The sequence below is a fragment of the Herbaspirillum sp. GCM10030257 genome (assembly GCF_042666555.1).
In the GTDB taxonomy this organism is placed as follows: Bacteria; Pseudomonadota; Gammaproteobacteria; order Burkholderiales; family Burkholderiaceae_D; genus Noviherbaspirillum.
This window is the reverse complement of record NZ_JBHTDH010000018.1, coordinates 1-23333: the sequence shown is the minus strand read 5'-3', so window position 1 is coordinate 23333 and position 23333 is coordinate 1. Positions and strand designations below refer to the sequence as shown.

The window sequence follows — 23333 nt, the reverse complement described above, 5'->3', positions numbered from 1 at the left end:
TCTTAGCTACGTATGTAATCCCATTCCAAAACATTTCTTGGAATCGTCAATGTGCTGAAGTCGATATGCTTTGCACTTGGCTGAAATACTTCTCCATCGCACAATGCCTCAATAGCCTGTTGTTCATCGTCGTAAGTGCCAAGCCATTCCGCTTCAAACACGAGGTCAAAGCGATAGTCCTCTCTTTGGGAAATCGTGAAGACGCCTGCTTCGGTATGGCAGAGCAAAATCATTGTTTTTCCTCGTTCAGTTTGCGGTGGGCAGGACCAGTCCCTTTTTGACCCAATCGCTCAGCAAATAGCACGTCCCGCGCTTGATTTGGAGACCGGTCCTATAAACTGCCGCACCATTGCCGAAACTGGTTGGCAAATCAAATAGCTTTCCACCTCTTTCCAGCGCACATTGCGCTTTCTCTGTGTCGATCGCTTTCCAATCGTAGTAATGCAACATGGCCGTTTTTCTTTTATTGGTTTGTCCATAAGCGATCGGCAGGCTTGTCTGTATTGACGATTAACACATTCGTGACGGCGATGCCGAATTGGTCCAGCGCCGGCGCAATCAAGTCATGCGGAGAACCCAACAGGACAATGGTTTTACCCGCTTCGGACAACGTTTTCAAAGCGGGTGCGAGGACGCGAAACTACCCTCCACCTTGGTGTCCCCACAGGAGTTCGGTCAGAGCGGACGGATGCCACCCGTGGCCTGGCAACTCGGCATCCAGATGGGAGTAGCCAGTTGAAATCGTGGATATTCGTGACCGTCCAAGTGCATCAGCTCGCCACAGCGAGTCCTGCAAGGAGTTTGTCAGCGCAAAAAACCGGTCGCGCTTCTGTGCTGCTGTGCTGTCGCTTCCCGATATAATGGACAAGGTTGCCTCTTCGATAACTATCCGTTGCTATTGCTAAATGGACACAAAACATATGTACATTTATACAGTATTTGCGGGAATATAGCGACGGCTGCCAAGAAGTAAACCTAGGCTCGCAGCGCTCGGAACTAAATGTTTGCCAAATTGCGAACTAAACACTGACATTCTGCCGATGCTCTACTTGGCAAACATTTAGTTCCTATCCCTTGATCCGCGTCGCTTTTTAACCACATGCCCACGTTGGCCGAATGAAGCGCGTAGGGATTTCCGCATGTGACTGTGCATTCCGCAGTGCTCGGTCGGAGCGGGATTGTCGACAGCACCCGTCGATCAAGTATTTAAACAGATCGGCTGCTGCAGGCCTTAAAGCAGCCGTAGTACGAATTCAGTGATCCGGTTCAAATCGACCCAAATGGGCCGGTCGCACTTCTCAAAAGCGGACGCTCAACGTTCGACTTTGGGACTGTGGCATAACCACAAACAGACCGAGAGCATGAGGACATCAGGCGCTCTCCGCCTGGAATCACGTTCGTGTCTAGCAGCTTGTTGAGGTGAGGCCGAGATACGTTTAAGAGCTTTGCTGCCTGGTCGCTGGTCAGCGTTTCATCGTCGACCCAAAGGCATACGAATGGATCCCCACGCAGGGCCTCCGGGACTGCTACCGTCGTGTCATCCGCCAAAAGCAACCGCATGAGCGCATTCCGGCGCGCATGGGCCATCTGTTCTTTAGGTGCCAAGAGGAGCAAAGCAACCGTCCGAAAGACGATGTTGTCAAGTTCCGATGTAAGCCGTCGAAACCTCGTCGGCACTTAAGCGGCAATAGTCAGGCGGAGACGACTGATCATGTCCAGCAAGCACCACAACGATACTGGAGACTTATTGCCGGATTTCATCGGCGAAGTCCACCCAATGCGGATTGTAGGGCTTGCTTTGCAGCAGCTGTCGAAAAAACCAATGAAAACCAAACGGTTCGCCGGCATTGTTCATGGAACATGTCGCGAGCCGGTTTCAGCGACCCGAACTGAAAACGTACAACGTTTGGTGGGCGTGCCCTATTATGGTTCCAAGGCCTAAATAGGCAAGCAGCATGCCGCACCGCATGTTGCTTCTCTGGATGACAAATGGAGCAGGAAATGCTTAGCCCACAGCAGCAGGTTCTTGCCGGCATGGCGGTGAGGGACCACCACATCCATGCCTTCTTCCCCATCACCTTCTTAGACAACGGTAAAGACGCGCGAGCCGAGACGTCGCTTGAGACGCTCAAGGAAAAAGTTCTGGATCTGAGTGTAGCCCAACTGTCCGACCGCCTCGGATGGTCCCCGGATGACGCAAAAGCCCTGCAAGAGCCCGCATGGGAACTAGTAATGGCAAAGGATAACGCCGCGCCCGACTTCTATCCGCATGTGCAGCAAATCCTGGGAAGAAAGGGCGAAGCGTCCCGCCTTTGCCGGGCCTTTGTTCTAAAAACTCCATTGCTACGTCGAATGAAAGGCGAAAACAACCGGCCTCAAGACCGCTTACTTTGTACGCCTTTCCGTCAGGCTGCCATCAGACGATGCGGTGTTGCATCCCTAGACACCTGTATTGATGGTGCACGGTTGTTTGCCTTTCGTACGGGTATTGCGATTCTCGACATCTGGTGGCATTACGAAACGGACGGCCCTCTGCAGGCTAGCGCGGTACTGGAAGGCAACTATTTTCTAAGCCACGACAATTACACGGAGAACGACAGGGTCGAAATCGAACGCCACGAACTCAGCCCGAATCTCTTACGCTCCATTGCTCAGGCACTGCTACCTGAGATGGAAGCAAAGCCGCTTATCCTTCATCCAGGTCGGCGTATTTTGTACTCCGTAGTGAAGCTGGATCAGCCGACAGATAAGTCGACCATTCGCCTTTTAGCTCTCCGGTTGGGGCACCGTCAAACAACGGACTATCAGCCCTCACAAGAGGCCCAAGGCGAGCTTTTGCAGCCCTTCCCTTATCTGTGCCACTGCAGCGCGCTGGAGGGCGGAGCCAGCGTCATTTTTGACGCCGACCTAACTTCCGATTATGTAGAGCATTTTTCTAAGGGCACAAGCCTTCACATCTATGTCCCCCTGCTAGTAGCAAGCCTGCACAATCACTTCTGGCTACTTAATCAGACGGAATGGATTCCGGCGCACCGTTGCAAGGCAGGCAGTCGGGGAGAGTCAGAGGATCTGGAGAAAATTTATGAGCAAACGATAGAGTTCCGCCGCTATTTTCACCTGCCAATGGTTAGCCACATCAGTCTTCACAACGCCTTCTACCGGCATTCGCAGGAAACCTTCCACATCCACGAGCGTTTGCAATATGTCGAGCACACCACTAGGGATGTAGCGGAATTGGTCAAGACACGGCGGACACAATGGCTCGCCCGCGTCTCCGGGGCCATAGGCGGATTCTTGCTCACCCACGAATTATTGGAGGCCTTGTCTTCTTGGGCCGTCCCCGATACGCGCGTCTGGGCAGTCGAAATTCGTAATGCCTCGCCCGAGCGGCTAGAGCAGTTGGTCTCCCTGGTGGAACATTGGGATATCGGCATTTTCTGCGGCAGCATCCTTGGTGCTCTGCTGGGCCTGTGGATCAGCTGGCACTTTGGTACTCGCATCAAAGAAGGGTAGCGGTTATGGCACCATCCTGTCCTCATTGCGGTTCAGATCGCCCCTACTGGAAAGCCAAGGCACAAACATGGGAGTGCCCGGACTGCGAAGTCCGTTTTGCGGGAAGTCCGCCGGACATTGCGCCGGACCCACTGGTTACGTCCGAATCCGACTTCCTACACCGCGCCAAGACCCTGGCCAATCATGCTGGATGGATTGAAGACATTGAAGGAAAGTGGCCCGGTCCAGTGGCTTACACCTACCGGCTATTGCGTCAGGTGTTGCGCACCGGGCAGATCGACGCGGCCGCGCTCGTATTCAAGGACTTTGCCGAGCTGCTGGCGCGCCTTTCAGCACAAATTCTGGCGCAAGACCTCCTCCAGAACGCCCCCTCCAAATACGCTGGGACGATTCGTGCCGGGTTCTTCGGGAGTCCACCAAGCATGGGTACCTGGGTAAGGCACGCCGATTCGTGGTCGAAGCAGGCGCTAACAGCCGCAGATTTGCTCTTTCCCGAAATCGCCAGTCTGTGGCGAACGCCAAAAGAAAAGCGTACCGCGCTCAATGCGATGCTGAGCGAACGCGTGGTGAATTGGCGCAATCAAACCATCGGCCATGGAGTACGGGGAGCCGACGTAGGTCCGGTCATGACTGATCTTGAAGGCTTTCTTGGTCAAAGCGCATCAAGCATGCATGCGGTCTTGCTGCCTTTCGCGGATTTATGGCGCGACGTCAGACTCCTTGACGCCGAGGGCCGCCCGATCATGGGTGCGGACAGCATCGTGGAGCAAGGACAAGGCGGACATACTTTCGCTGAAACGACCAGCGTCATACTGCAACGATCCGACAGACAATTGGATTTGCGCCCCTGGATCAGCACACGGCGTTGTCAAGTTTGCGGTCAATCGGAAATCTACCTGTACGACTCCGCGCGCCTGCAAAAAACCATTCCAGACTTCCGTCTGATCAATTACGAAAGAGGCCACCGCTACAGCCTACAATTCAGTGCCGATGAGAAGATGGCGGAGCACTATCAAGCGGCCAGCAGCCTGGGCACTATCGAAGAAAAGGAAGGGTTTGATGAAGACAGCCTTCCTGAAGAGGTCGCCCGGATGCTTGATGAACAAGCGGTCGAGCATGACTATCTGTCCCCTGTTTATCTGCGCACCCCGCTGAAAACGTTTATTGAAACGTCAATAGACCAGAACCGAGGCGGCGTATTCTGGCTGCAGGCACCGGCCCATGTCGGGAAATCGACCTTCGTACGGGGCCTGGATCCGGCCTTCCGATCGCAATTTAGGGAAGATACCCTAAAAGAAGGATTGGCCGTCGCTGTATTTTATATTCGCCGCGAGTATCAATTCCATTTGGGTCAGTTTGCCGACCAGTTGCGCGACAAGCTCAAGGAGGCCTTAGAAATTCGCGCCCAGAAAAGGCCCTTGCCGAACTTAAGCATCAAAAACCCCAACCCGAAGGCGTTGTGCGAATTTTTCAGGGAGTTTCAGCAACTGGGCCAACGCCCACTTCTCATCATCATCGATGGCCTGGACGAGTTATCAGAAGAGTCTCCAAGTATCGCCGACTACCTTCCGCAATCCGCGATGATGCCACCGAACGTGTTCTTGCTGGCGACTTCTCGCCTGCAGAGTGAATTGCCCACATGGTTAATTGAAAGGACCGGTGCCTTGCACGACGCGCTACAGCGCCGGATCGCTTTGGATGATGTCGATTATGTCGCCTTGATGGATGAGTATGCGCGCAAGCATCTGGCAAAGGGGTTACTACGAAACGAGGCATTGCTGCGCGAGCTGCATGAAAAAAGCGAGGGCCGGTTTCTTTACTTCGCCTTTCTGGTGCATCGCATGAAGGACGGCGATCTGAAGGCTGAAGACATCGACGGACTAGCGGATCCAGCACATTTAATACCACAATACATAACTGCGTTACAGCAGCGCTATATGAATACCGCTGCAGGCGACCTTCTGCAGAGAGTGTTGCTCTGGTTGGTGGCGACTGAGGAAGCCTATGCAGCGCACAATAATGCTCTACCGCTTTTGGCGCAAACGCCCTGGATGGGATTACCGATGGAGGTACTATGCCATGCCGTCGAAGGCCAGACTGGAATGACCCCGCGCCTCGCTTATGTGTTGTATCTGCTCAAACCGCTGCTGGCCACATGGCGAGGTGACATTGGCGTGTCGCGTTACCGGCTAGGGATCAAGGGGCTGCGCGAAATGATACATGATCGCCACTCCTCGGACCTTGACCAGCTATATGCTCACCTCATTCGACGTCTTCTAGCATACCCGTCAAAACGTGAATCCCCAATGTCTCGTCCCGCAGACTTGGAATGGGTGGCCGATTACTTTGATGGGTTCGCTACGTTGTTGTCATCAAAGCTGCGGGAAGAATTTTACACCAATGCTGAATCCAAAGCAGCTTTGAAAGGCTTGTTAAAGGAGTTTATGGACAAGGGCGCAGCTCAACGAGAGATGTCTAACGGGCGCGGTGCACTGTCAAGCTATGCGGTATCGCAGGCTATCGTTGATGAGCTCGCTAGGGATCTATCGACTGAAACAACGGGGACGCTACATGGTAACCACTTAGACGTGTTGCAGGGTCGCATCATGGTCTTAAATGAGATCGGCGACATCCAAGGAGCGATTGCTGAAAGCAATCGGATGATTGCTAAATGTGAGGAACTACGCCAACAGCTAGGCACGCATTTCAACAACGTCCTTGTCGATGCCTTGGCACATGCATACATGAATCTTGGAATTAGCTTGGCGAACACGCGAGACCTTCGAGCGGCGGTTGCTGCGCAAGACCAAGCCATTAGTCTTTGGGAGGGGCTGCGGCAGCAGTCGGTCATGCAATTTGGCCCAGATATGGTCGATAACTTGGCTGCGGCGCACATGAATCGGGGAAACAGCTTGGAGGTTACCGAAGAGCGACTTGCAGCCTATGGCAGAGCCATCAGCCTTTGGGAAGAGCTGCGCCAGCAGCCAGGCATGCAATTCCTCCCTAGTATGGTGGATGGCTTGGCCTGTGCATACGTGAACCTTGGAATGGCCATGAAGAAAACGGTGGATCGCGAAGCGACAGTTGCTGCCTATGACGAAGCCATTAATCTGTGGGAAGGACTGCTCCAGCAACCCGGAAATCAATTTCCCCTCCATATGGTCGCTCACTGGGCGGCGGCCTACACGGGCCGTGGCAATACCCGAGCTGGAATGGTTAATCTCGCAGGGGCGGTTGACGACTACGAAAAATCGGTCGACCTTTGGGAAGGTCTGCGCGAGCAGACCGGCCTGCAATTCCCGCCGGCTATGGCAGACGGCTTGGCGAGGGCATACAACGACGTCGGAATTGCCTTAACGCGCGTGAACAATATCGAAGCGGCGCTTGCTTACTTTGCCAAAGCCATCAACCTTTGGGAAGGGCTGCGCCAGCAGCCGGGCATACAATTTACCCCCTTAATGGTCAACGCCCTGGCCCTCACATACAAGAACCGCGGCATTACCACGAACAATGTCGAAGAGGCGCTTGCCGCCTATGACCAAGCCGTCAATCTTTGGGAGGGGCTGCGCGAGCAAAACAGTATGCAATTTTCCCAGGAAATGGCGGACCATCTGGCGTGGACTTACAAAAAACGCGACGATACCATATCGAAGAGTAGCCAATAGCACTACATTGAAGTGTGCTACGAACGGCCGCTAGTGGCCGCTCCAAGAAGTCACGTCGCAAACAGTGACTGGCTGGTTCGGTTACGTCATCCGACATTCCCGATTAAGCATTGACCGACGTGCCGCGACCCCAAGCTGTCACAGCTGCATCCTGAAAGCCGCCGTTGATCTGCACATTCTAGTGGTCGCACGCAGTCATGGTACCTACGCCCTAGACTAAAGCCGGGCCTTACGTGAGAATGCAATATTAATAGCCAGATTAAGGCGCCTGATCTCAGTTACGGTGAGTGTTGTAAAACACTCAAAGTGGCGACAGCCCCGCCCACGGCTCTTTCGCCGCAATTCCGGGCGTCGCTGGTTCACGACAGGGGCCGAAGAGCGAAAAGTACATGTTCTGATGCGCGGTGACGGTACTGACGGACCATTCCAGAGAACGAATGACGGTACCCAGGAGCCGCTCGACGGTATCGCCAACTTGCCTGGGTTCCGCAGCCATCCACCCGGTAGTGCGGCTCGATCAGCAGCAAGCAGCGCCTTCCACCGCACGACCGGTTCCATCTACTCCAAGAACTCACTCGAGCCGCGACTTCTTGCGCTTGCCGGCGTACCCGCATCCGAGAAACTCTTCTGGCTCATCGCGCTCGGTGGACTTGTTCAGACCTTCCCTGAATGCGCTACGCCAACTTGAACAGCTCCTCACGGCAGAAAGCCATCGCGCTGTGCGTCGTTGTCTTGCATTGGAACCGCCGCTCGGCGGTGGACGAACGTACCTATGCAATGAAGCCGCCATGGAATGCGGCGGCTCCCTCGGTCGCGCAGCGGATACCGACTTCCTGCCATCGCTTTCAGTTGATGTATTCGGGCGCAGGTACCTGGGCTGGGTCGGTCTTGCCGACGGTGGGCGCGCATACGAAATTCGCCTCGTTGGCCGTGTCGCCGGAGCCCTTGTAGCGCGCGACGTTCGGATACACGCAGAGCGGGCGCGTCATCAGCACGGGCTGGGTGTCGTCGTCGTTGGTGTACTTGGTGGCAACGACACGCTGCGGCGCCACGCCCTTTTCGACCCACTGCTGCAGCGCACGGAAGACGTCATGGCCGGCATCGGGCCTAAGCGGGCGGGGGACCGTCGTCGACGTGCCGTACGGCTGCCCGAAGGCGTTCGGGCCGGGGCCGCCCGAGCAGTGATACATGCCGGGCACCATGAACAGTCGGTAGTAGTCCTGCACCGATTTGGTGGCGCTGTTCGCGCTGCCGCCCTGCGTGGCGACCAGGCGCTCGTAGTAATTGATGCTGTCCTGCGGCGAGGCGAGCGGATCCGACCAGCCGTGGTACGCAAGGATCTTGCCGCCGCGGCCCTTGAACGCAGACAGGTCGGTGCTGTTGGCGTTAAGAATTGGCGCGAGCACGGAGTCCAGTGTCTGCATGTCGGTGTCGAAGTTAAAGTTCAAGTACGTGAACGTCGGCCCAAACACCCATTTGAAGAGGGATCCGAACGGCGTCTCAACTTGGGTGTCGAGGTTGGCCCAACCGCCGGTCGAAGGCGGCTCGCTGCCGTACGGCAGGCCGGGGAAGATCTGGCGACCGGTCACCGGGTTGCGCGGGCCCTGGTACTTGGCGCGTGCGGTCGTGACTTGGTCGGCGGTCAGGCAGGTGCCGTCGGGCGCGCCAGTGCACTGCATCGACGCCGGATCCCAGTCGCAGGCGCGCGGGTCGGTCAGGAAGCCGTCGCCGTCTACGCCGCCGCTTTTGACGGCGCACGCCTTGGCGCTCGCCTTTGCCATCGCGCCGGTCTGGCCAGTGCTGAAGAAGGGCGCAAGCGGCGTCCTGCGCGCGTACTGGTAGCCCCAGAGCGCAGCAGCGTGGTCGTGGGTGCGGTTGTTCGCGGCATCACCGACGAGGATGCCGTCGTAGTCGGCCGGATAGCGCTGCGCCGACATGTGCCCCTGCTGGCCGCCGGTTGAGCAGCCCGTGAAGTACGAGTACTTCGGGGGGGCAGAGTAGTAGCTCTGGATGAGCTGCTTGGATGCGACCGTCATCAAGTGCGTGGCACGCGAGCCCCAGTCGATCCACTTCTGCGGGTGGCCAATCAGCGCGTCGCCGTTGGTGGCCGTCGACGGCGCCGTGCCCATGTCGGTCGTCGCCACCGCGAAACCCTGCTGCAAGCCGGTGGCCAGCGTGAAAAGGCCCTGCTGGATGGTGCCGGCGTAGCCGCCGTTGCCAACGCCCTGGAACTTGCCGTTCCAGTTGCTGACTGGCATCCAGAGCTCCACGTTGATGAAGGAATCGCTCGTCGGCGTCATGACAACGCTTACCTTGCAGAACGAGGGCAGGTTCGTGTAGGTGACGCCGTCGGCCGCGGTGAAGTTCGGCCCCGGCACGGTCACCGCGCCGGTGATGGTGCCGCTGCTCAAGCCGACGTTAGCCACGGTCAGGTTCTCGCAAGTGCCCGCGTGCGCGGCTCCGGCGGCCATCAGGCCGAGCACTGCGGCGGTGGCCGCGACATGGCGTCTAGGGAGGGGCAGCTTCATGGTTGTCTCCGATGCGTGGAATAGTTTAAAACAAGGGTAAAGTGCGGCCCGACCATTTGCAATGGACAGCCCATACACAATCTGGGGTGCCGAGTGTGGTCATGTCACATCGCTCAGGACGGCATGTGGTCTGCCGGCTGTCAGGTGACGGCTCGCCTTTCAAAGCCGCTTATCGCCCCAACTCATGAGGCGCGGTTTCTGCTCAGCCCTTCGGCCCAATCGATACGTAATCAGACCGCTATTCTTGCTCACTGATTTTCCCCATCTGGCTGAATAAAATTCGCAGATGTGGGGTACTGAGCCTCTGTCGCTTCCTTCCGCTTTTGGCCGCGTGCAGGAATGGGACGGTTGAGAACCGCATGACCTTCCTACGCCGGGTCGTTAACGGCATAATAATAATGTTAGTCCGTCTTTCGAAGTGATGAACTCTGAGCGGAAAGGAGAGCTGCCAATGTATCCGCCGCGACGGGGGCACCAAGTAGAAATCCTTGCACTTCATCACATTCATGGCTCTGCAGGAACGAGAGTTGTTCATACGATGTGACACCCTCTGCAACGACTTTCAATTTCATCGTGTGAGCCAACGCGATCGTCGCTGCCACGATCGCAGCATCATCTCGGTTATTCATCATGTCGCGAATGAATGATTGATCGATTTTCAGGACATCAATAGGCAGTTGCCGTAGATAGCTTAACGACGAATACCCAGTCCCGAAGTCATCAATTGCAATCGATACGCCATGAGTTCGAAGACTCAGCAATTTAGCCAAGGTCGACTCAACATTCTGCATCAGGCTGCTCTCAGTGATCTCGAGGCCCAGGAATTCGGCCGAAAGTCCTGCTTGTTTTAGTGCATCAAGAACAGATTCCAGAATACGAGAGTCGGGTGCCAGTTGATGAGGCGATAGATTGACGGATACTTTAATTGGATCCACACCCGCAACTTGCCAACGCCGGTTCTGTTTGCACGCTTCTTCAAGGACCCAGGCGCCTAAGCGATTGATCAATCCAATTTCCTCGGCAAGTGGAATGAACTCATTTGGTGCTACCAACCCCCTGTCTGGATGTTGCCATCGAACTAAGGCCTCCACGCCGACAATGCGTTGGCTGCAAATATCAACCTGCGGCTGGTAATGGACAACCAACTGCTTTTTGTCGAGTGCCCGGCGCAGTTCATTTTCATCGACGAGGCGCGCTTTGACCCTTTCGTTCATATCGGCGGTAAAGAACCGGACTGAGCCGTTCCCGCCAGCTTTCGCCTCATACATTGCCAGATCTGCATGCCGGATTAATGTCGCCGCATCCCGCCCATCTTTGGGGTATAGGCTAGAACCGACGCTCGTTGACAACGTCACTTCCTGCCCATCAACAGTCATTGGCCGCTCTACCGCCTCAACGACGTTTCTTGCCACCGCAATCAATGCCTGGATCGAAGTGACGTCCTCCAGGACCAGTACGAATTCGTCACCGCCAATGCGTGCAACGGTGTCAGCTTCCCGTACACATTGCTGAAGTCGGTCAGCAATAAACCGTAATATGACGTCGCCTTTTTCATGCCCGAGGCTATCGTTAATGACCTTGAACCTGTTCAGGTCGAGATACAGGAGGCCTACGCTTCCGCCATGTCGTTCTGCCTGGGCGATTGCATGCCTGAGCCGATCGTTCAGTAAGGTCCGATTTGGCAGTCCAGTCAGGACGTCGTAAGTCGCAAGGTATTGCGCGCGATGTGCATTCTCCCGGATGACAGTAACGTCGCGGACAACCCCTTGTACCCCCACAATTTCACCACTGCCAATCACTGGGACTGACGTGATATGAGCGTGATACCTGGTGCCGTCCTGTTTGATTCCAATAATGTCGAAATTTTGCTCGGCCCCATCACAAAGTGCTTGAAACCGTGTGATTGCATCGTCAACGCATTCTGGCGCAACCATACGTTGGTAATGCATCCCGATCAATTCCTCGCGCGGATGGCCAGTAAGTGCGCAAAATGCACGGTTTGCTGACTGCAGAGTGCCGTCCGTGCCGAAAGTAAACACACCCTCGGGAATGAATTCAAGAAGTGAACTGTGGCGCAGCACCTGCTCCCTATCGAAAGATCGTCCGACCAGGGCCTCGCGAATGGCCACGCTAAATAGCGGCGACGGGCTAATGTCGATTTTTCCGATTATCAGGTCGACGTTTACCGCATCACCAGTTCTTCGTATGGTGCTTATTCCGTAAAGGGGAAGCCCAGGCTCCAATACACCGTTGACCACGTCCGCGATTGCATTACGAACGGTGGTCACGCGTTTTGGAGCAATGATCTGCTTGGTGATGTCACGACCAATGACTTCATCTGCAGCCCATCCAAAGAGGCGTTCCGCCGGCTTGTTCCATACGCAAATAAGTAAAGACGCATCCAAAACAATAAACGGTTCGATCGTATTGGTTGCGATCGCACTCAGCATTGCGTCATGCGAGTAGGTGGCGTCGCACGAGGTCATGCTTGCAACCCCGTTGCCCAATCGGACAGGGACATCCAAACCTCGTTCGAAGGCGATGTGTATAACCGCAAGGTTGGTTTAATAGAATCCAGCTGGGAGCGTGCTGCGATTGCCCTTTTGGTTTTAACCTGCCTTGCTCTTGCAGTCCCCTTCGCTGACATGAAGACTTCGCAAGAAGGCCAGCAATAAAAGTGAATTGCCGTACATCGCATAACATGCCGCACAACAAGTATTTAGAAATGACTTTAACAGTATCGTCTAAATCCGAATTTTGCAAGCGAACAGTCACAGGCATCGCTAGCAACAAACCAAGATATTGCGATTGCTTAAACCAAGCATGAAGAATGCGAAATCGCAAAAACCGCGCTAGCTTAAGCGACGGAAACTGCGCTAACCTCTCTTCGTAACGTTCCGCTTTGCAGTCAACGACCTTCGGATGTTAGATCATGACCGATCATCAAAACGCGTGTGCGGAAATTGGCTCTCTTATCAGAGCAAAAAAGTCCGATCTGCTATCAAAATGGCGACAGTTAGTCAGACGGCTTGATGCCGGCCGGGCCCTTGACCGCCCGACTCTTAATGATCATATTCCCGATTTCCTGGATGAGCTTTCCTGGGCATTTGAAAGTGCAGCTGATGATATCGCACTGCACAAACTCTCGAATGGATTCCCGCCCGAACACGGCATTCAACGCTATCGCAACGGCTTTGAACTGAGAGATGTCATTGCCGAGTACAACATGCTGCGGGAATGTATTCACGATTTAGTTGTCCAGCACGGTATTTCGCTTGAGGGTAGACCGTTCAGAATTATTAACCGCGCACTTGACGAAGCAATCGGGTCAGCTGCAAGCACGTTTGCCGAACATCAGGCTTTCGACGAACAGCAGCGTCGCGAAGATTACCTGGCATTCGTTGCTCACGACCTGCGCACTCCCCTCAACGCATTGACGCTTGCATCTGAAATTTTACAGAAACTACCTCATAGCTATACGGATGGGCAGGCTGCGGAACGTGCGTTCACAACGTTGCACCGCAATGTTGGCTATCTCCAGACGCTGGTCAACAAGGTACTTGAAGAAAACACCAGCGTGCAAACGGAGATTGGCATCAAGGTCGTGCGTCGATGGTTTGATCTCTGGCCATTGGTCGCATCACTTGAACAAGACCTTTCATCGATGGCAGCGACGGCAGGTACGAAGATAATTAACGACGTGCATGAGGACATCAGGGCTTTTGCTGACGTTGCGCTTGTCAGACGCGTGCTTCAAAACCTGATAGGCAATGCGCTGCAACACGCACCAGGCGGCGAAATTGTCATATCAGCCCTCCAGACCGAGGATGGGGCGGTGGTTTGTGAAGTCGCCGACAATGGCATTGGAATAACAGAGGACCGGTTATCTCTCATTTTTGAAAAGTTTGAGACCGATGGCGTGATGAAGAGAACCAAAGGACTTGGATTAACGATTTGCAAGGCATTCATTGAGGCGCATGGTGGCCACATCTGCGTTAAAAGTGATGTTGGTATCGGTTCCGTATTTAGCTTCGCTCTCCCTGGCGACTGAACTACGTAACGAAACCGGAGATTGTCTGTGTAAATCGTTTGACCCCGCGGAAGAACCGTTCTCGAGCTACAGCTTATATGTTTGGGGATCGGCTTTGCACAACGGAAGCCGGCGTCTCTAACTTCGCGGACGGGGAGAACGCTTCTTCGTCAAGCTCACGAATGGCAAGCTGGAGCTGGCGCGTGTTATAGGGCTTCGGGAGGAGAGCGAATTCGAAGTTCATGCGGTCCGCAACTAGAAAGCCCGCTCCGGAGGTCAGGAGCACTTTAATTTGCGGCTGCATGGCTACAGCCTTTGCGGCCAATTCCAACCCTGTCATGCCCGGCAAATGGATATCTGCCAACAAAAGCTTGTAATCGTTCTCAATCAATAATTCCAGCGCTTTCTCAGCCGTAGAAACACTTTGCACCGACATGTTCAAAGCGGTGAGTATGTCGCTCGTTAAATACCTCAAGGAAACGTCATCTTCAACAAGCAGAATGGCTGGTACGTAGTGTTTCATTTTTCAACTCTAGATCGCAGCAGGATGCATAACTGGACTGAGTCGATTTTTCCAATGTAAATCCCAGGATTGAGGCTGATCTAGAATGTTGCGCACTTTCAATGCCTCCACCTAATCGCCTCTACTGGTTGAAATGATTCTGTTGATTTGGCACATTGGCAGCAGAATCAACTTGATATCGTGATGACGGGGCCACAATCCCGCATCAATTTTACAGATCGTAATTGCTTGGCTATGTGGACGACTGCTACCAAAGCGCTATCAATCAACGGATGTATGGCACTCTTGTTGATATCGCAGCAGCTGCGATTCCACCGCGAGAGTATTTTCAGGTCAATCTGCCAGACTGCTTATAGCTGGGCGGAACCGAGCAGGGCACGGAGCGACGCATACTTGTAGGCGTCTGCGCCGCTAGCCGATCAATGGGGTGTCTGCGTATCATGCAGCCTCGGCTGCATTAGTTCATGCCACTGGTAGAGAAGCGTGACTACTGCGTAGTGAGCCTGCCGAACCGCCATAACGGCATCACGACAGGCAGGATCATTTTCTATGACCGCGCGTAACTGGAAATTCAAGACGTCCGAATTACTTGACGCCAAATTTTCGACGGAGCGTTGCAGTGCACTTTCACTATCCAGTCGGGAAGTGACGTGTTTGAACTGAATCAGCTCACCGTTAAGCAAAGCTAAAGCTGAATGAAGCTCCTGCGGGGAAGAACGGGTGCGCCGGCAGAGCGCAATAAGTTCTAAGACATTCCACTGCATCATTCTTCCTCGCCCTAAGAAGCCCATGTCGCTTACTGCAATTCTTCAATGGGAACCTTCTATCATTCGAGATATTGTATGTATAGGAAGTTTTGCAAAATTGCATGAGAATTCGATTCTATCAAGCGGGTAACAAATTGTGAGGAAGGTGTCTGGCTGTGTTGCGCGGATGCATTTGGTATGCCTACGCAACAGATTTGAGATGCGAACTGCTATGGGAAGTTATGGCGATAGGTGTCAACTCGTAGCCGTATGCTGCTGCAAAACGCGTCACTAGAACCTCGGTACTTTGCTTTTGAAGCCAATCTTTCTGGCTGACGCCATAGTGCTACTTTTTATCAGTCGCAAATGGGCGTGGGCAGTCAAATATAGGGAGGTTCACTTTACCAAATCACAGATGTGAGTTTCCGCATTTCCAGACATAGATACCACCGAACAACAGCAAAGGATAGCGAAAGGTATGTTTTCTACCAGACTGACAGGAGAAGAAAAGATGTCGACAATGTGGTTTCCGTAAGCCTTTCGTATCATGTCGACATTCCATCCAAACAGGCGGCCGCCTTTTACTATGGGCGCTTTTGCGCTTTACGCAGACAATCTCTATTCTGCCAAGATAGTTTACGAACAGATACGAGACAATGAAGAATTCATCGAGCCGTTCGGTACTGTGTGGCTGGAGTCAGGGGACAAAGTCGACTGGATTAATTCCAGGTTCCTTTCCTCCGACGTAGTACGTTCACGTCGATCGAAATGATGAATCCTCATGACTTAGTCCAACGTTGATGCTCGATGAATAAATTCTTCCATATAACTGATTCGGCTCTTGATATCGCAATCCAGAAGGCAACCGAGGCCGGCCTCTTTCGACGTCACTGTTCCGCTCCGGAATACGAAATCAATCGGCGAACGATGCGGGACATTCTCGAAGCAGCAATTGAGAAAGTAGACGACTGCCCTGTCGACGTTATTCCGCGAGCAGCACACCAGGGCGGTAAGCCTCGCCGACCCGTCACAAATTAGCACGTGCCGATTTATCAGGTCCGATGCAGTAGAAACGAAGTTAGTCTCAGAGCGGCAAGCTAAAACACAAAAGACTGCCCTTTCATTTGCGCATATGCCGCATATGCCGCATATGAATGAGCATCGTGCTTGATATTGCGTTGAAACGGTGAACCACGTTCACCTTATATACCACCGCCGACTTTAGTCTGTTCGAGCATGGATTGTATGCTCTCCAGTACGAAACGATGTGTGCCTAGCTAAGGGCTGACGTGCCTTTTGTAAAGGCTGCGAAGATTCTATCTAACTGTTCAATGGCAACCGGCTTGACGAAATGATGGTCGAAACCAGCTGCCTTAGACAGGACTTTGTCATGCGCTTGTCCGTATCCAGTCAACGCAATCATCAACGCATTGGTGTTTTCAGATCCTGCGCGCAGCCGCCTAGCCAATTCATATCCATCTAGGTCAGGCAATCCAATATCCAAAATGTAAATCGTAGCGTTGGCGATAGCCGCCGACGCCAACGCATTTTGTGCATTCGCTTCCACACGTATCCGATGGCCCTTTGATTCAAGAAGCAGCGCCAGCGAATGCGCCGCATCGAGGTTATCGTCGACGATCATGATGTCCAATGCAACAGCCAGAGAGTCTTCATGCTTTTGGTGGTCCGAACCGACACCACTTGTTTGTGCCAACGCGAGCACAGGAAGCCTGAGTTCAAACGTACAGCCTTTGCCTAGTCCGTCGCTGTATGCTTCGATAGTGCCGCCATGTAGTGCAACAATACTTTTGACCAGCGCTAAGCCAAGACCGAGCCCGCCCTGTGCACGATCCGGTGTGCGTTTACCCTGCCGGAACAATTCAAAAATATGGGGAAGCAAAGAGGGTTCGATGCCCATCCCATTATCTATCACCTTGATTTTTATCCACTGCCGTTCAACGCCGACAGATAACTCAATGACACCGCCTTGAGGAGTATATTTAGCGGCATTGTTCAACAAATTGGTAATTACCTGAATAAGACGCGTCCTATCGCCTTGGGCACATGCATGCGTTGCATCGATATGAATATTAAGTGCGTGACTACGTGATTCAATCAAGGGGCGAACCTGCTCAACCGCGTCGCTAAGCACCGATTTGATATCAACGTTCTCTTTTTCAAGTTCAGCGAGACCACGCGTTACCCTAGATACGTCCAGCAAGTCCTCAATTAGTTCAGTGAGGTGATCCACTTGCCGTTCGATGATGTCGCTTGTTCGCTGTACCGTCGTTTCGTCGTGCTTGGCGATTTTGAGCAGCTGCGCTGCCGCGCTGATTGGCGCAAGTGGATTCCGTAACTCGTGCCCCAGCATGGCCAAGAAATCGTCCTTTGCAGCATTCTGGTCCTCGGCCAGTCGCCTTGCTTCCTTTTCATTCTGAAGAAGGGATTCGCGCTCCTGCTCCAGTGATTGCCTTCGATGACGTTCTGCGGCAAGGGTTGTACCCGCATCGTGAAGAACGCCCAGCAAGACATCGGCTTCCTTTACCGTTTGCTTTGCAAAGGTTGGTATCTCCCCGTTGCTAAGGCGTTTTCCGGCCCTGACCGCGTTATTGAACGCCTGGGTCAACCGGTTTGCCAAAGCAAATACGACAAATGCGGCGACTCCAAATATCAGGCAAATGGAAAATAGGCTATACCGTAAGGCATTCCGGGCTGGAGCCTCGATGTCGACCTGAGGCACGCCGATGGCGACAACCCATTGAGTCCGTTCCGTATGCGTAAAGACGGTAAAGAGGGGGATATTGTCACGGCTGATATTCTTTACACGTCCACTAGGCCGCTCGGACATTGCGTTGCGTATTTCAGCTACGACCGCTTGTCCTGTCAGAGTGTTTGCATTCCTATTCCGCGTGATGGTGATGCCATCCGAACCAACGACTCCTACGATCCAGGAATCCGGGATGTTGTGGGTGCTAAGCATCTCCGCGAAATACTGAGACGGGAATACTTGGCCCAACAGATATTTTTTGCCCGATGCTGTCACGACCGGCATGTTGACGGAAACCACGGGCGACTTGCTCACTAAACCCATTCGCAGGTTGGACGTAGTCACCTGTTTTAACGCAATGGCGGAAGGTACCCAGTCGTAGACCAACCCCGTGAAGTCCGCACCAAAAGGTGACTTCGTATTGATAAGGGTCTGCCCATTCTCGTCATAGAGGACTGTCCAGGAATCCGGCGTTCTGTTCACTTTTTGCATCAGTTGATACAGTGATACGAAGTCGCCCTTTTCGATATAGCTGGTGTTAGCCAATACGCGCAGTTTGCCTTCCGCAGCTGCGACTTCCTGGTCGATATCCAATGCAATTGCCGACGCCCGGGCTTCAGCAACGTTGAATCGCGCCTCGCGTTCTTTTCCGAGCAGTAGCACGAGCCCCCACCCGGCGACTGCTAACGCCGGAACGAGAATGATCGCAACCACCAAGCTCAGATAGCTGCGCGTTTTCATAGGAAATTTGGTGTCAAAGGTAAGAGGATTAGGACAGTCCAGCGTCAATGAATGACGAAACCGCCTGATTTTATACTGAATGAAATGCGGGCGAGATTGTACCCGTTGTCGGAATCGTGTGCCGTATTAACTATCTGGCAATTCTCTATATGTGCGCTCTAAGATTCGAGGACATTGGCGGCTTTGGACCGCTGTCCTGCCAGTTGGTCTATAGTTCGAAACTGCGGAATGCGTCCCTTACCCGCCTGTCGTCACTTCAGACAGCGAACGGTCAAAGTTTGACACGACAGTCCGCGAAGCAGTGCACGGGGAATGAAGTAAGCCATGTCGGCTCCACTTGTTAAACGAACCTTGGTAGTTTTACGAAGTTACAATTGACCTAGCCGGCGTAAATTTTCAGTTCTAGCCCGGCATGTGCCTAACCCAATTTCTCGGCCAGTACGACAGGTATCAGTTTTTTAAGGGTCGTGAAGCCGATTGGTTTCAGGACGTAGGCGTCGAAGGCAAATCCTCGCGCTGCTTCCCTCTTCAAGTCTCTGGGCCAGGCGCTATTGCCAATAAAACCTGCAACGGAGTATTCCTTCTTGAGGGCCGCGCCGAGCTCATAGCCGTCCATCCCGGGCATGCCGATGTCCAGTATGAAGAGGTCGACCGGTTCGCCCTTGGCTAGTGCGATGGCCGTGTACGGATCAGTTGCGACAACGGACCGATACCCCCACATCTCCAAAATTGTGGCAAGGGCGTAGGCACTGTCAGCGGCGTCGTCCACCACCATTATTAGTGGTTTAGCTGGTACTTCGTGTTCCACTGTCATTTGGATAAGTGCCGTGCCTCGTCTTTGTCTGTCATGGCAAATGCCAAAAAGACTGATTCCGATGCGCCGACCATGTTTGTTCCGCAATGAGGGCAGCAGATGACGCCGCGCTTCCAGGAAGTGTCGAGAAAACGGAAAGCCGCAACATGAAAAGGGCGACTGCACTCGGGTGATAAACAATAGATAACTTGTGAAGAGGTAGACATGGCGGGGGCTGGGCTTTTGTCCAGGCAGGACTGTACTACTTTTCTTCAAACTGACCTACCGACATCAATGCAAAACGTTGAGAAGTTGAGATACATCAACCTTTTTAAGGCGCATCGAAGTAGGAGATGAGACTTTGACGAGAGGTAGGCTAGTGTAGAATCCATATGTTGCCGCAAGGAAATACTACTCACATGTCGATATCGCTCTCTGCGCTGCCCACACCCTTTCCAATAGAAGCGCATCTCGTCTTCCAATCGGAAGTCATTGCTGTTCGTATTAAAAATATATCGACTTGCGGCGCGAGCATTCTCTCTTGTCGTCCCATTTCGGCCACCGCGCAGGTTGCCCTCGCATTGGGGAGCTCCTCCGGCTGTCAGTTTAGCTGCGAGGGCACGACTGTCTATTCAGTCGAAGGTGAGCGCGACGTGTGGGAGACGGGGATCCGCTTTGGGGTGCTGTCAGAAGAAAGCCATCGCTTTGTCACGGCATTAATGCTGCATCCAGCTATGCCTGAATAATTGCGCGCCGCCTAACGTGTGTGACTTAATCGGCAATATAATCCAGCCGCTTACAATTTCTGAAGATAGACATGCAAGATAACGTACGACGTCAGATGATAGCTCTTGTCATGCAGCTACGGAATGCGGCCGAAAACAAGCGCATGCTTGTCTTGGACCCAGTTCGAGGTCAAGCAAACTATGACGCTGCCCAAGAGGAGTGGAATCGAATCTACAGGCAGGTTTTTGATGCAATCGCCCAAAAAAAACTGCTGCACATTCTGCAGTTCCTGGATGAGCAAAAGGAGGTTTTGGGTGACGATGCGTATTACGCTGGTATTGCCAAATTAATCATCGATCAAGATGACTGAGCCCGATGCCAAGTGAGCACGCAGAAGTTCACTTGTTTAACTAGGTTGACTTTTCAATACGAGGAATACAAAGCGTTTTGCAAAACCAAGTCAAGGTTTCGATTTATTTAACTGAGTGGCCGCTTTCGGGCATCGAGGACCAGCCTTGTATGGCGGCTCATGGCCGGATCCGGCATTAGGCAAGCTGCGCGCCGACGGCAGCTGCAGACCATTTTTCAGACATTCGTAGGCCACGGCTGAAGGCGCGCTGTCGACCCTGACCGGACTGTCGCCTTGCTCGTAAGCGGTCATTAACCTTGCGATCCAGTGGTGGGCCGCGAAGCGACCCGTCCGTTGAGACCGGTCGTTGTACGTTCGCACCTGATTTCTTAAACTTTACGTTCTATCAGATCTATCGAGAAGTCTGCTGCCCAAGTTGTTGGGCGAGCCCAATAAGAATTCCTTCGGGACCTCGGATGTAGCAGAGCCGGTACGTGTCTCCATAATCTACGACTTCATCGACCACCGTAGAACCGAGCTTGCTGAGCCGGACGATAGTGTCGTCGATGTCCTCGACGGTGAACATGACGCGCAGGTATCCCAACGAGTTTACGGGAGCCGCGCGGTGATCGGACGCGATGGCAGGGACGTCGAAGCGGGAGAGCTCGATGCGACTGTGGCCGTCCGGGGTGCGCATCATTGCGATCTCAACACGCTGGCCACGAATGCCGGTGACTCGGCCAGCCCAATCGCCTTCGATGGGCATCCGGCCTTCTAGGGTAAGACCAAGTTCCGTAAAGAACTCAATTGCGGAATCAATGTTTTCCACCACGATTCCGACGTTGTCCATACGCTTGACTGTCACGATCTCTCCTTAGGATTTAACTAAATATATACGGCAGGGTCTGCTTGATAGGCTATCTCACTTGAGCCCCTGCATGCCACGTGGCGTGCCACAGTACGCTGCGCATCCATATAAGCTATTGCCCTCAGAGGTTTAAAGCGCAGTATCCGTCCCCGAAGCGGACGCTCGAGTGTGGGGCTTAGCTGACGTGACCTTCAACCATTTCCTGCCTTAGCTCCGATCATTAATTTTGGAGATAAGGGGGCCATCGAAGGAAAATTCGGATTCTCCGTCAAGGTCCAGCACAGTTCCCGCGCGCGGGCCTTCCGGTATGTCCACGGCGAGCTGGCCGCGATACGCAATACTCACGATGACCGAATCTGGATTATGTTTGATGGCTGTGATGCGCTGTTCGCGCTCGGAGAACATGGTCTTAGCCTGTTCCGCGAGTTGTCTAAACTCTTCGATGCCAGAAGTTTCGGTAGTAAGGTGGGCGCCCGACCAGTTTTCGAAGCGCACTCTTGGCGACAAGAGCTCTAGCATGCTGTCCACGTCAAACGCATTGTAGGCAGCGATGTACTTTTGGATCACCTGGGCCTTTTCGTTGGGCTGCATATCCGTCTTTCTAGAGATTGATGGCTGCACGATACTAGCGTGATTGCATTTTTGCAATCAAAAACCATCTGCTGATCGAGGCACGCCTTGCGCCAATAAAGCCCCGCTCAAAGACCGATTTGGCCGACATGCGTCCTATAGGCATCCAAAGCCAACAGCAGGTCGGCGCCGCATTCCAGGCGGCGTTATCGTAGAACGGAAGCGTGGCTCGCGATCCTAAGCGGCCTGTCGCCTCGTCCCAAAACAGGCATTCAACGACCAAGTTCAGGTGCGGAGGGCCGGCGCGGACGGTAGCCAGACGCTCGGACACTTCAAGCTGTGACGTCAGGCCGTAATGGGTGGCCCTCTGTCGCCTGCAACGCTGTGTTGGGGGCGACGGCAGGGAGATGCAGCGACCCACGGCACCCGTCGGACTACTGACGTCCTGCGGAGATGCGCTTCGGAGCCTTGTGCATCCAGGCTTGCTCCACCAGCTGCTTTACATGCGACTCATCCGCATGAGATAACTCTACCCTGACACCTACGAAGATCTTCCCGCCATTACGTCGCACAACTTGGCACAAGCGGGGGTCCACGTCCTCCGCTGCCTTTGCCTGCTCTTCGCTCACGCTCAGGATTGCGTGAGTGTCACCACTCTGAACCATAGCGAAGATCTTCTCGCCAACCTTGAATGCTGGCAAGCGAAAATGGATCGTCTCCTGAACCTCAGGCAGCGCGAGCGCACAGCGCCTGATATCCGCGGCATTTACCATGCCGCCTCCGGAGTTGAGGGAAAAAGAAACGTCGGACCAGTCGCCCAACTAGGTTTATACGGCAGGCTTTGCCTGTTAAAACAGGATGGTGTCTGATTAATCATTTTCGCCTAGTCGTCTGCAAGCTGCATGCCGCTTGGTCTGCAGCCTATGCTGTAAATTGATGCAGTATCAATTAACCGTAGAAAGCGGCATCCGGAATCCTGCCTCCTGGCAACCTCCCTCCTTGCTCGACCAGCTACTCCGCTTCCTGAGAATTAAGCATTACAGTCTGCAGACGAAGCAGGTCTATGTGTCTCGGGCGACATGGTATACCCGCTTTTACATACTTCGCCATCCCACAGACATGGGAGCGCTCAAGATCCTTACCCAATGGCGGGTTTGGAGAGCTGAGATATTGCTACCACCGTCCCCTAGTGGCCGGTCAACGTCTGCAGTTGCCAGACACTGACCGGCGGCTATACGTCATACTTCGGTCTGTTCTGCAATTTCCAGCGCGTCATCGACCTCAATGCCTAGATAGCGAACTGTGCTCTCCAGCTTCGTATGGCCAAGAAGTAGTTGGACTGCCCTCAGGTTCTTCGTGCGCCGGTAGATCAGCGTGGCTTTGGTTCTTCGTGATCCCCTCCCGGTAAATCGTCCCGTTTTAAACTAGAGTAGTCGGCATGGACGACCAGCAACGGAAGGAGCATGCCGTGAAGAAATCCCGCTTTACCGACGAACAGATTGCGTACGCATTGA

The 23333-nt window shown here is 53.6% G+C and carries 17 protein-coding genes and 1 pseudogene; 7 read left to right on the top strand and 11 right to left on the bottom strand.

Going from position 1 to position 23333, the window contains the following annotated elements; genetic code table 11:
• Nucleotides 1-2: 2 nt before the first annotated feature.
• Nucleotides 3-233 (bottom strand): hypothetical protein, encoded by a 231-nt coding sequence (locus tag ACFQUU_RS21580; protein ID WP_382250186.1) that lies wholly within the window; start codon nt 231-233, stop codon nt 3-5.
• Nucleotides 234-1711: 1478 nt separating this feature from the next.
• Here ACFQUU_RS21580 and ACFQUU_RS21575 point away from each other — a divergent pair.
• The 4 genes from ACFQUU_RS21575 to ACFQUU_RS21560 all read left to right on the top strand — a co-directional run bounded on the left by ACFQUU_RS21575 (nt 1712) and on the right by ACFQUU_RS21560 (nt 7866).
• On the top strand, nt 1712-1942 hold the full coding sequence (locus ACFQUU_RS21575) for a hypothetical protein (protein WP_382250185.1): 231 nt from the start codon (nt 1712-1714) through the stop codon (nt 1940-1942).
• Between the two features lie 47 nt (nt 1943-1989).
• The gene (locus tag ACFQUU_RS21570) at nt 1990-3513 is read left to right on the top strand and encodes a hypothetical protein (RefSeq protein WP_382250184.1); all 1524 of its coding nucleotides are present in this window, start codon (nt 1990-1992) and stop codon (nt 3511-3513) included.
• 227 nt (nt 3514-3740) lie between these two features.
• Nucleotides 3741-7178, top strand: coding sequence for a tetratricopeptide repeat protein (locus ACFQUU_RS21565; protein WP_382250183.1), 3438 nt, complete (start codon nt 3741-3743; stop codon nt 7176-7178).
• A gap of 397 nt (nt 7179-7575) precedes the next feature.
• Complete coding sequence (locus ACFQUU_RS21560; RefSeq protein WP_382250182.1) at nt 7576-7866, top strand: hypothetical protein; 291 nt, start codon at nt 7576-7578, stop codon at nt 7864-7866.
• A gap of 157 nt (nt 7867-8023) precedes the next feature.
• On the opposite strand, the gene ACFQUU_RS21555 is transcribed toward ACFQUU_RS21560, so the two are convergent.
• Nucleotides 8024-9706 carry a tannase/feruloyl esterase family alpha/beta hydrolase gene (locus tag ACFQUU_RS21555; protein ID WP_382250181.1) on the bottom strand — a complete coding sequence of 561 codons (1683 nt, stop codon included), beginning with the start codon at nt 9704-9706 and terminating at the stop codon, nt 8024-8026.
• Between the two features lie 401 nt (nt 9707-10107).
• On the bottom strand, nt 10108-12156 hold the full coding sequence (locus tag ACFQUU_RS21550; RefSeq protein WP_382250180.1) for a putative bifunctional diguanylate cyclase/phosphodiesterase: 2049 nt from the start codon (nt 12154-12156) through the stop codon (nt 10108-10110).
• Nucleotides 12157-12638: 482 nt separating this feature from the next.
• Here ACFQUU_RS21550 and ACFQUU_RS21545 point away from each other — a divergent pair, with 482 nt between their 5' ends.
• A complete protein-coding gene (locus tag ACFQUU_RS21545; RefSeq protein WP_382250179.1) occupies nt 12639-13757 on the top strand; it encodes an ATP-binding protein in 1119 nt (372 codons plus the stop codon).
• 73 nt (nt 13758-13830) lie between these two features.
• On the opposite strand, the gene ACFQUU_RS21540 is transcribed toward ACFQUU_RS21545, so the two are convergent.
• The 4 genes from ACFQUU_RS21540 to ACFQUU_RS21525 all read right to left on the bottom strand — a co-directional run bounded on the left by ACFQUU_RS21540 (nt 13831) and on the right by ACFQUU_RS21525 (nt 19327).
• On the bottom strand, nt 13831-14259 hold the full coding sequence (locus ACFQUU_RS21540) for a response regulator (protein ID WP_382250178.1): 429 nt from the start codon (nt 14257-14259) through the stop codon (nt 13831-13833).
• 419 nt (nt 14260-14678) lie between these two features.
• A complete protein-coding gene (locus tag ACFQUU_RS21535) occupies nt 14679-15026 on the bottom strand; it encodes a hypothetical protein (protein ID WP_382250177.1) in 348 nt (115 codons plus the stop codon).
• A 1252-nt stretch (nt 15027-16278) separates the two neighbouring features.
• Entirely contained in the window at nt 16279-18513 is a 2235-nt protein-coding gene (locus tag ACFQUU_RS21530; protein ID WP_382250176.1) for an ATP-binding protein, read from the bottom strand.
• A 418-nt stretch (nt 18514-18931) separates the two neighbouring features.
• On the bottom strand, nt 18932-19327 hold the full coding sequence (locus ACFQUU_RS21525; RefSeq protein WP_382250175.1) for a response regulator: 396 nt from the start codon (nt 19325-19327) through the stop codon (nt 18932-18934).
• A 398-nt stretch (nt 19328-19725) separates the two neighbouring features.
• Here ACFQUU_RS21525 and ACFQUU_RS21520 point away from each other — a divergent pair, with 398 nt between their 5' ends.
• Both ACFQUU_RS21520 and ACFQUU_RS21515 read left to right on the top strand, forming a co-directional pair.
• Nucleotides 19726-20052: a hypothetical protein gene (locus ACFQUU_RS21520; protein ID WP_382250174.1), complete on the top strand. Its 327-nt coding sequence runs from the start codon at nt 19726-19728 to the stop codon at nt 20050-20052.
• Nucleotides 20053-20123: 71 nt separating this feature from the next.
• Nucleotides 20124-20402: a hypothetical protein gene (locus tag ACFQUU_RS21515; protein WP_382250173.1), complete on the top strand. Its 279-nt coding sequence runs from the start codon at nt 20124-20126 to the stop codon at nt 20400-20402.
• Between the two features lie 391 nt (nt 20403-20793).
• Here the strand turns inward: ACFQUU_RS21515 and ACFQUU_RS21510 are convergent, their stop codons facing one another.
• The 4 genes and pseudogenes from ACFQUU_RS21510 to ACFQUU_RS21495 all read right to left on the bottom strand — a co-directional run.
• On the bottom strand, nt 20794-21246 hold the full coding sequence (locus tag ACFQUU_RS21510; RefSeq protein ID WP_382250172.1) for a VOC family protein: 453 nt from the start codon (nt 21244-21246) through the stop codon (nt 20794-20796).
• 210 nt (nt 21247-21456) lie between these two features.
• The gene (locus tag ACFQUU_RS21505) at nt 21457-21840 is read right to left on the bottom strand and encodes a nuclear transport factor 2 family protein (protein WP_382250171.1); all 384 of its coding nucleotides are present in this window, start codon (nt 21838-21840) and stop codon (nt 21457-21459) included.
• 413 nt (nt 21841-22253) lie between these two features.
• Entirely contained in the window at nt 22254-22592 is a 339-nt protein-coding gene (locus ACFQUU_RS21500) for an MmcQ/YjbR family DNA-binding protein (RefSeq protein ID WP_382250170.1), read from the bottom strand.
• 465 nt (nt 22593-23057) lie between these two features.
• Nucleotides 23058-23210: pseudogene (locus ACFQUU_RS21495) on the bottom strand (integrase); the annotation flags it as partial.
• Nucleotides 23211-23333: the final 123 nt, after the last annotated feature.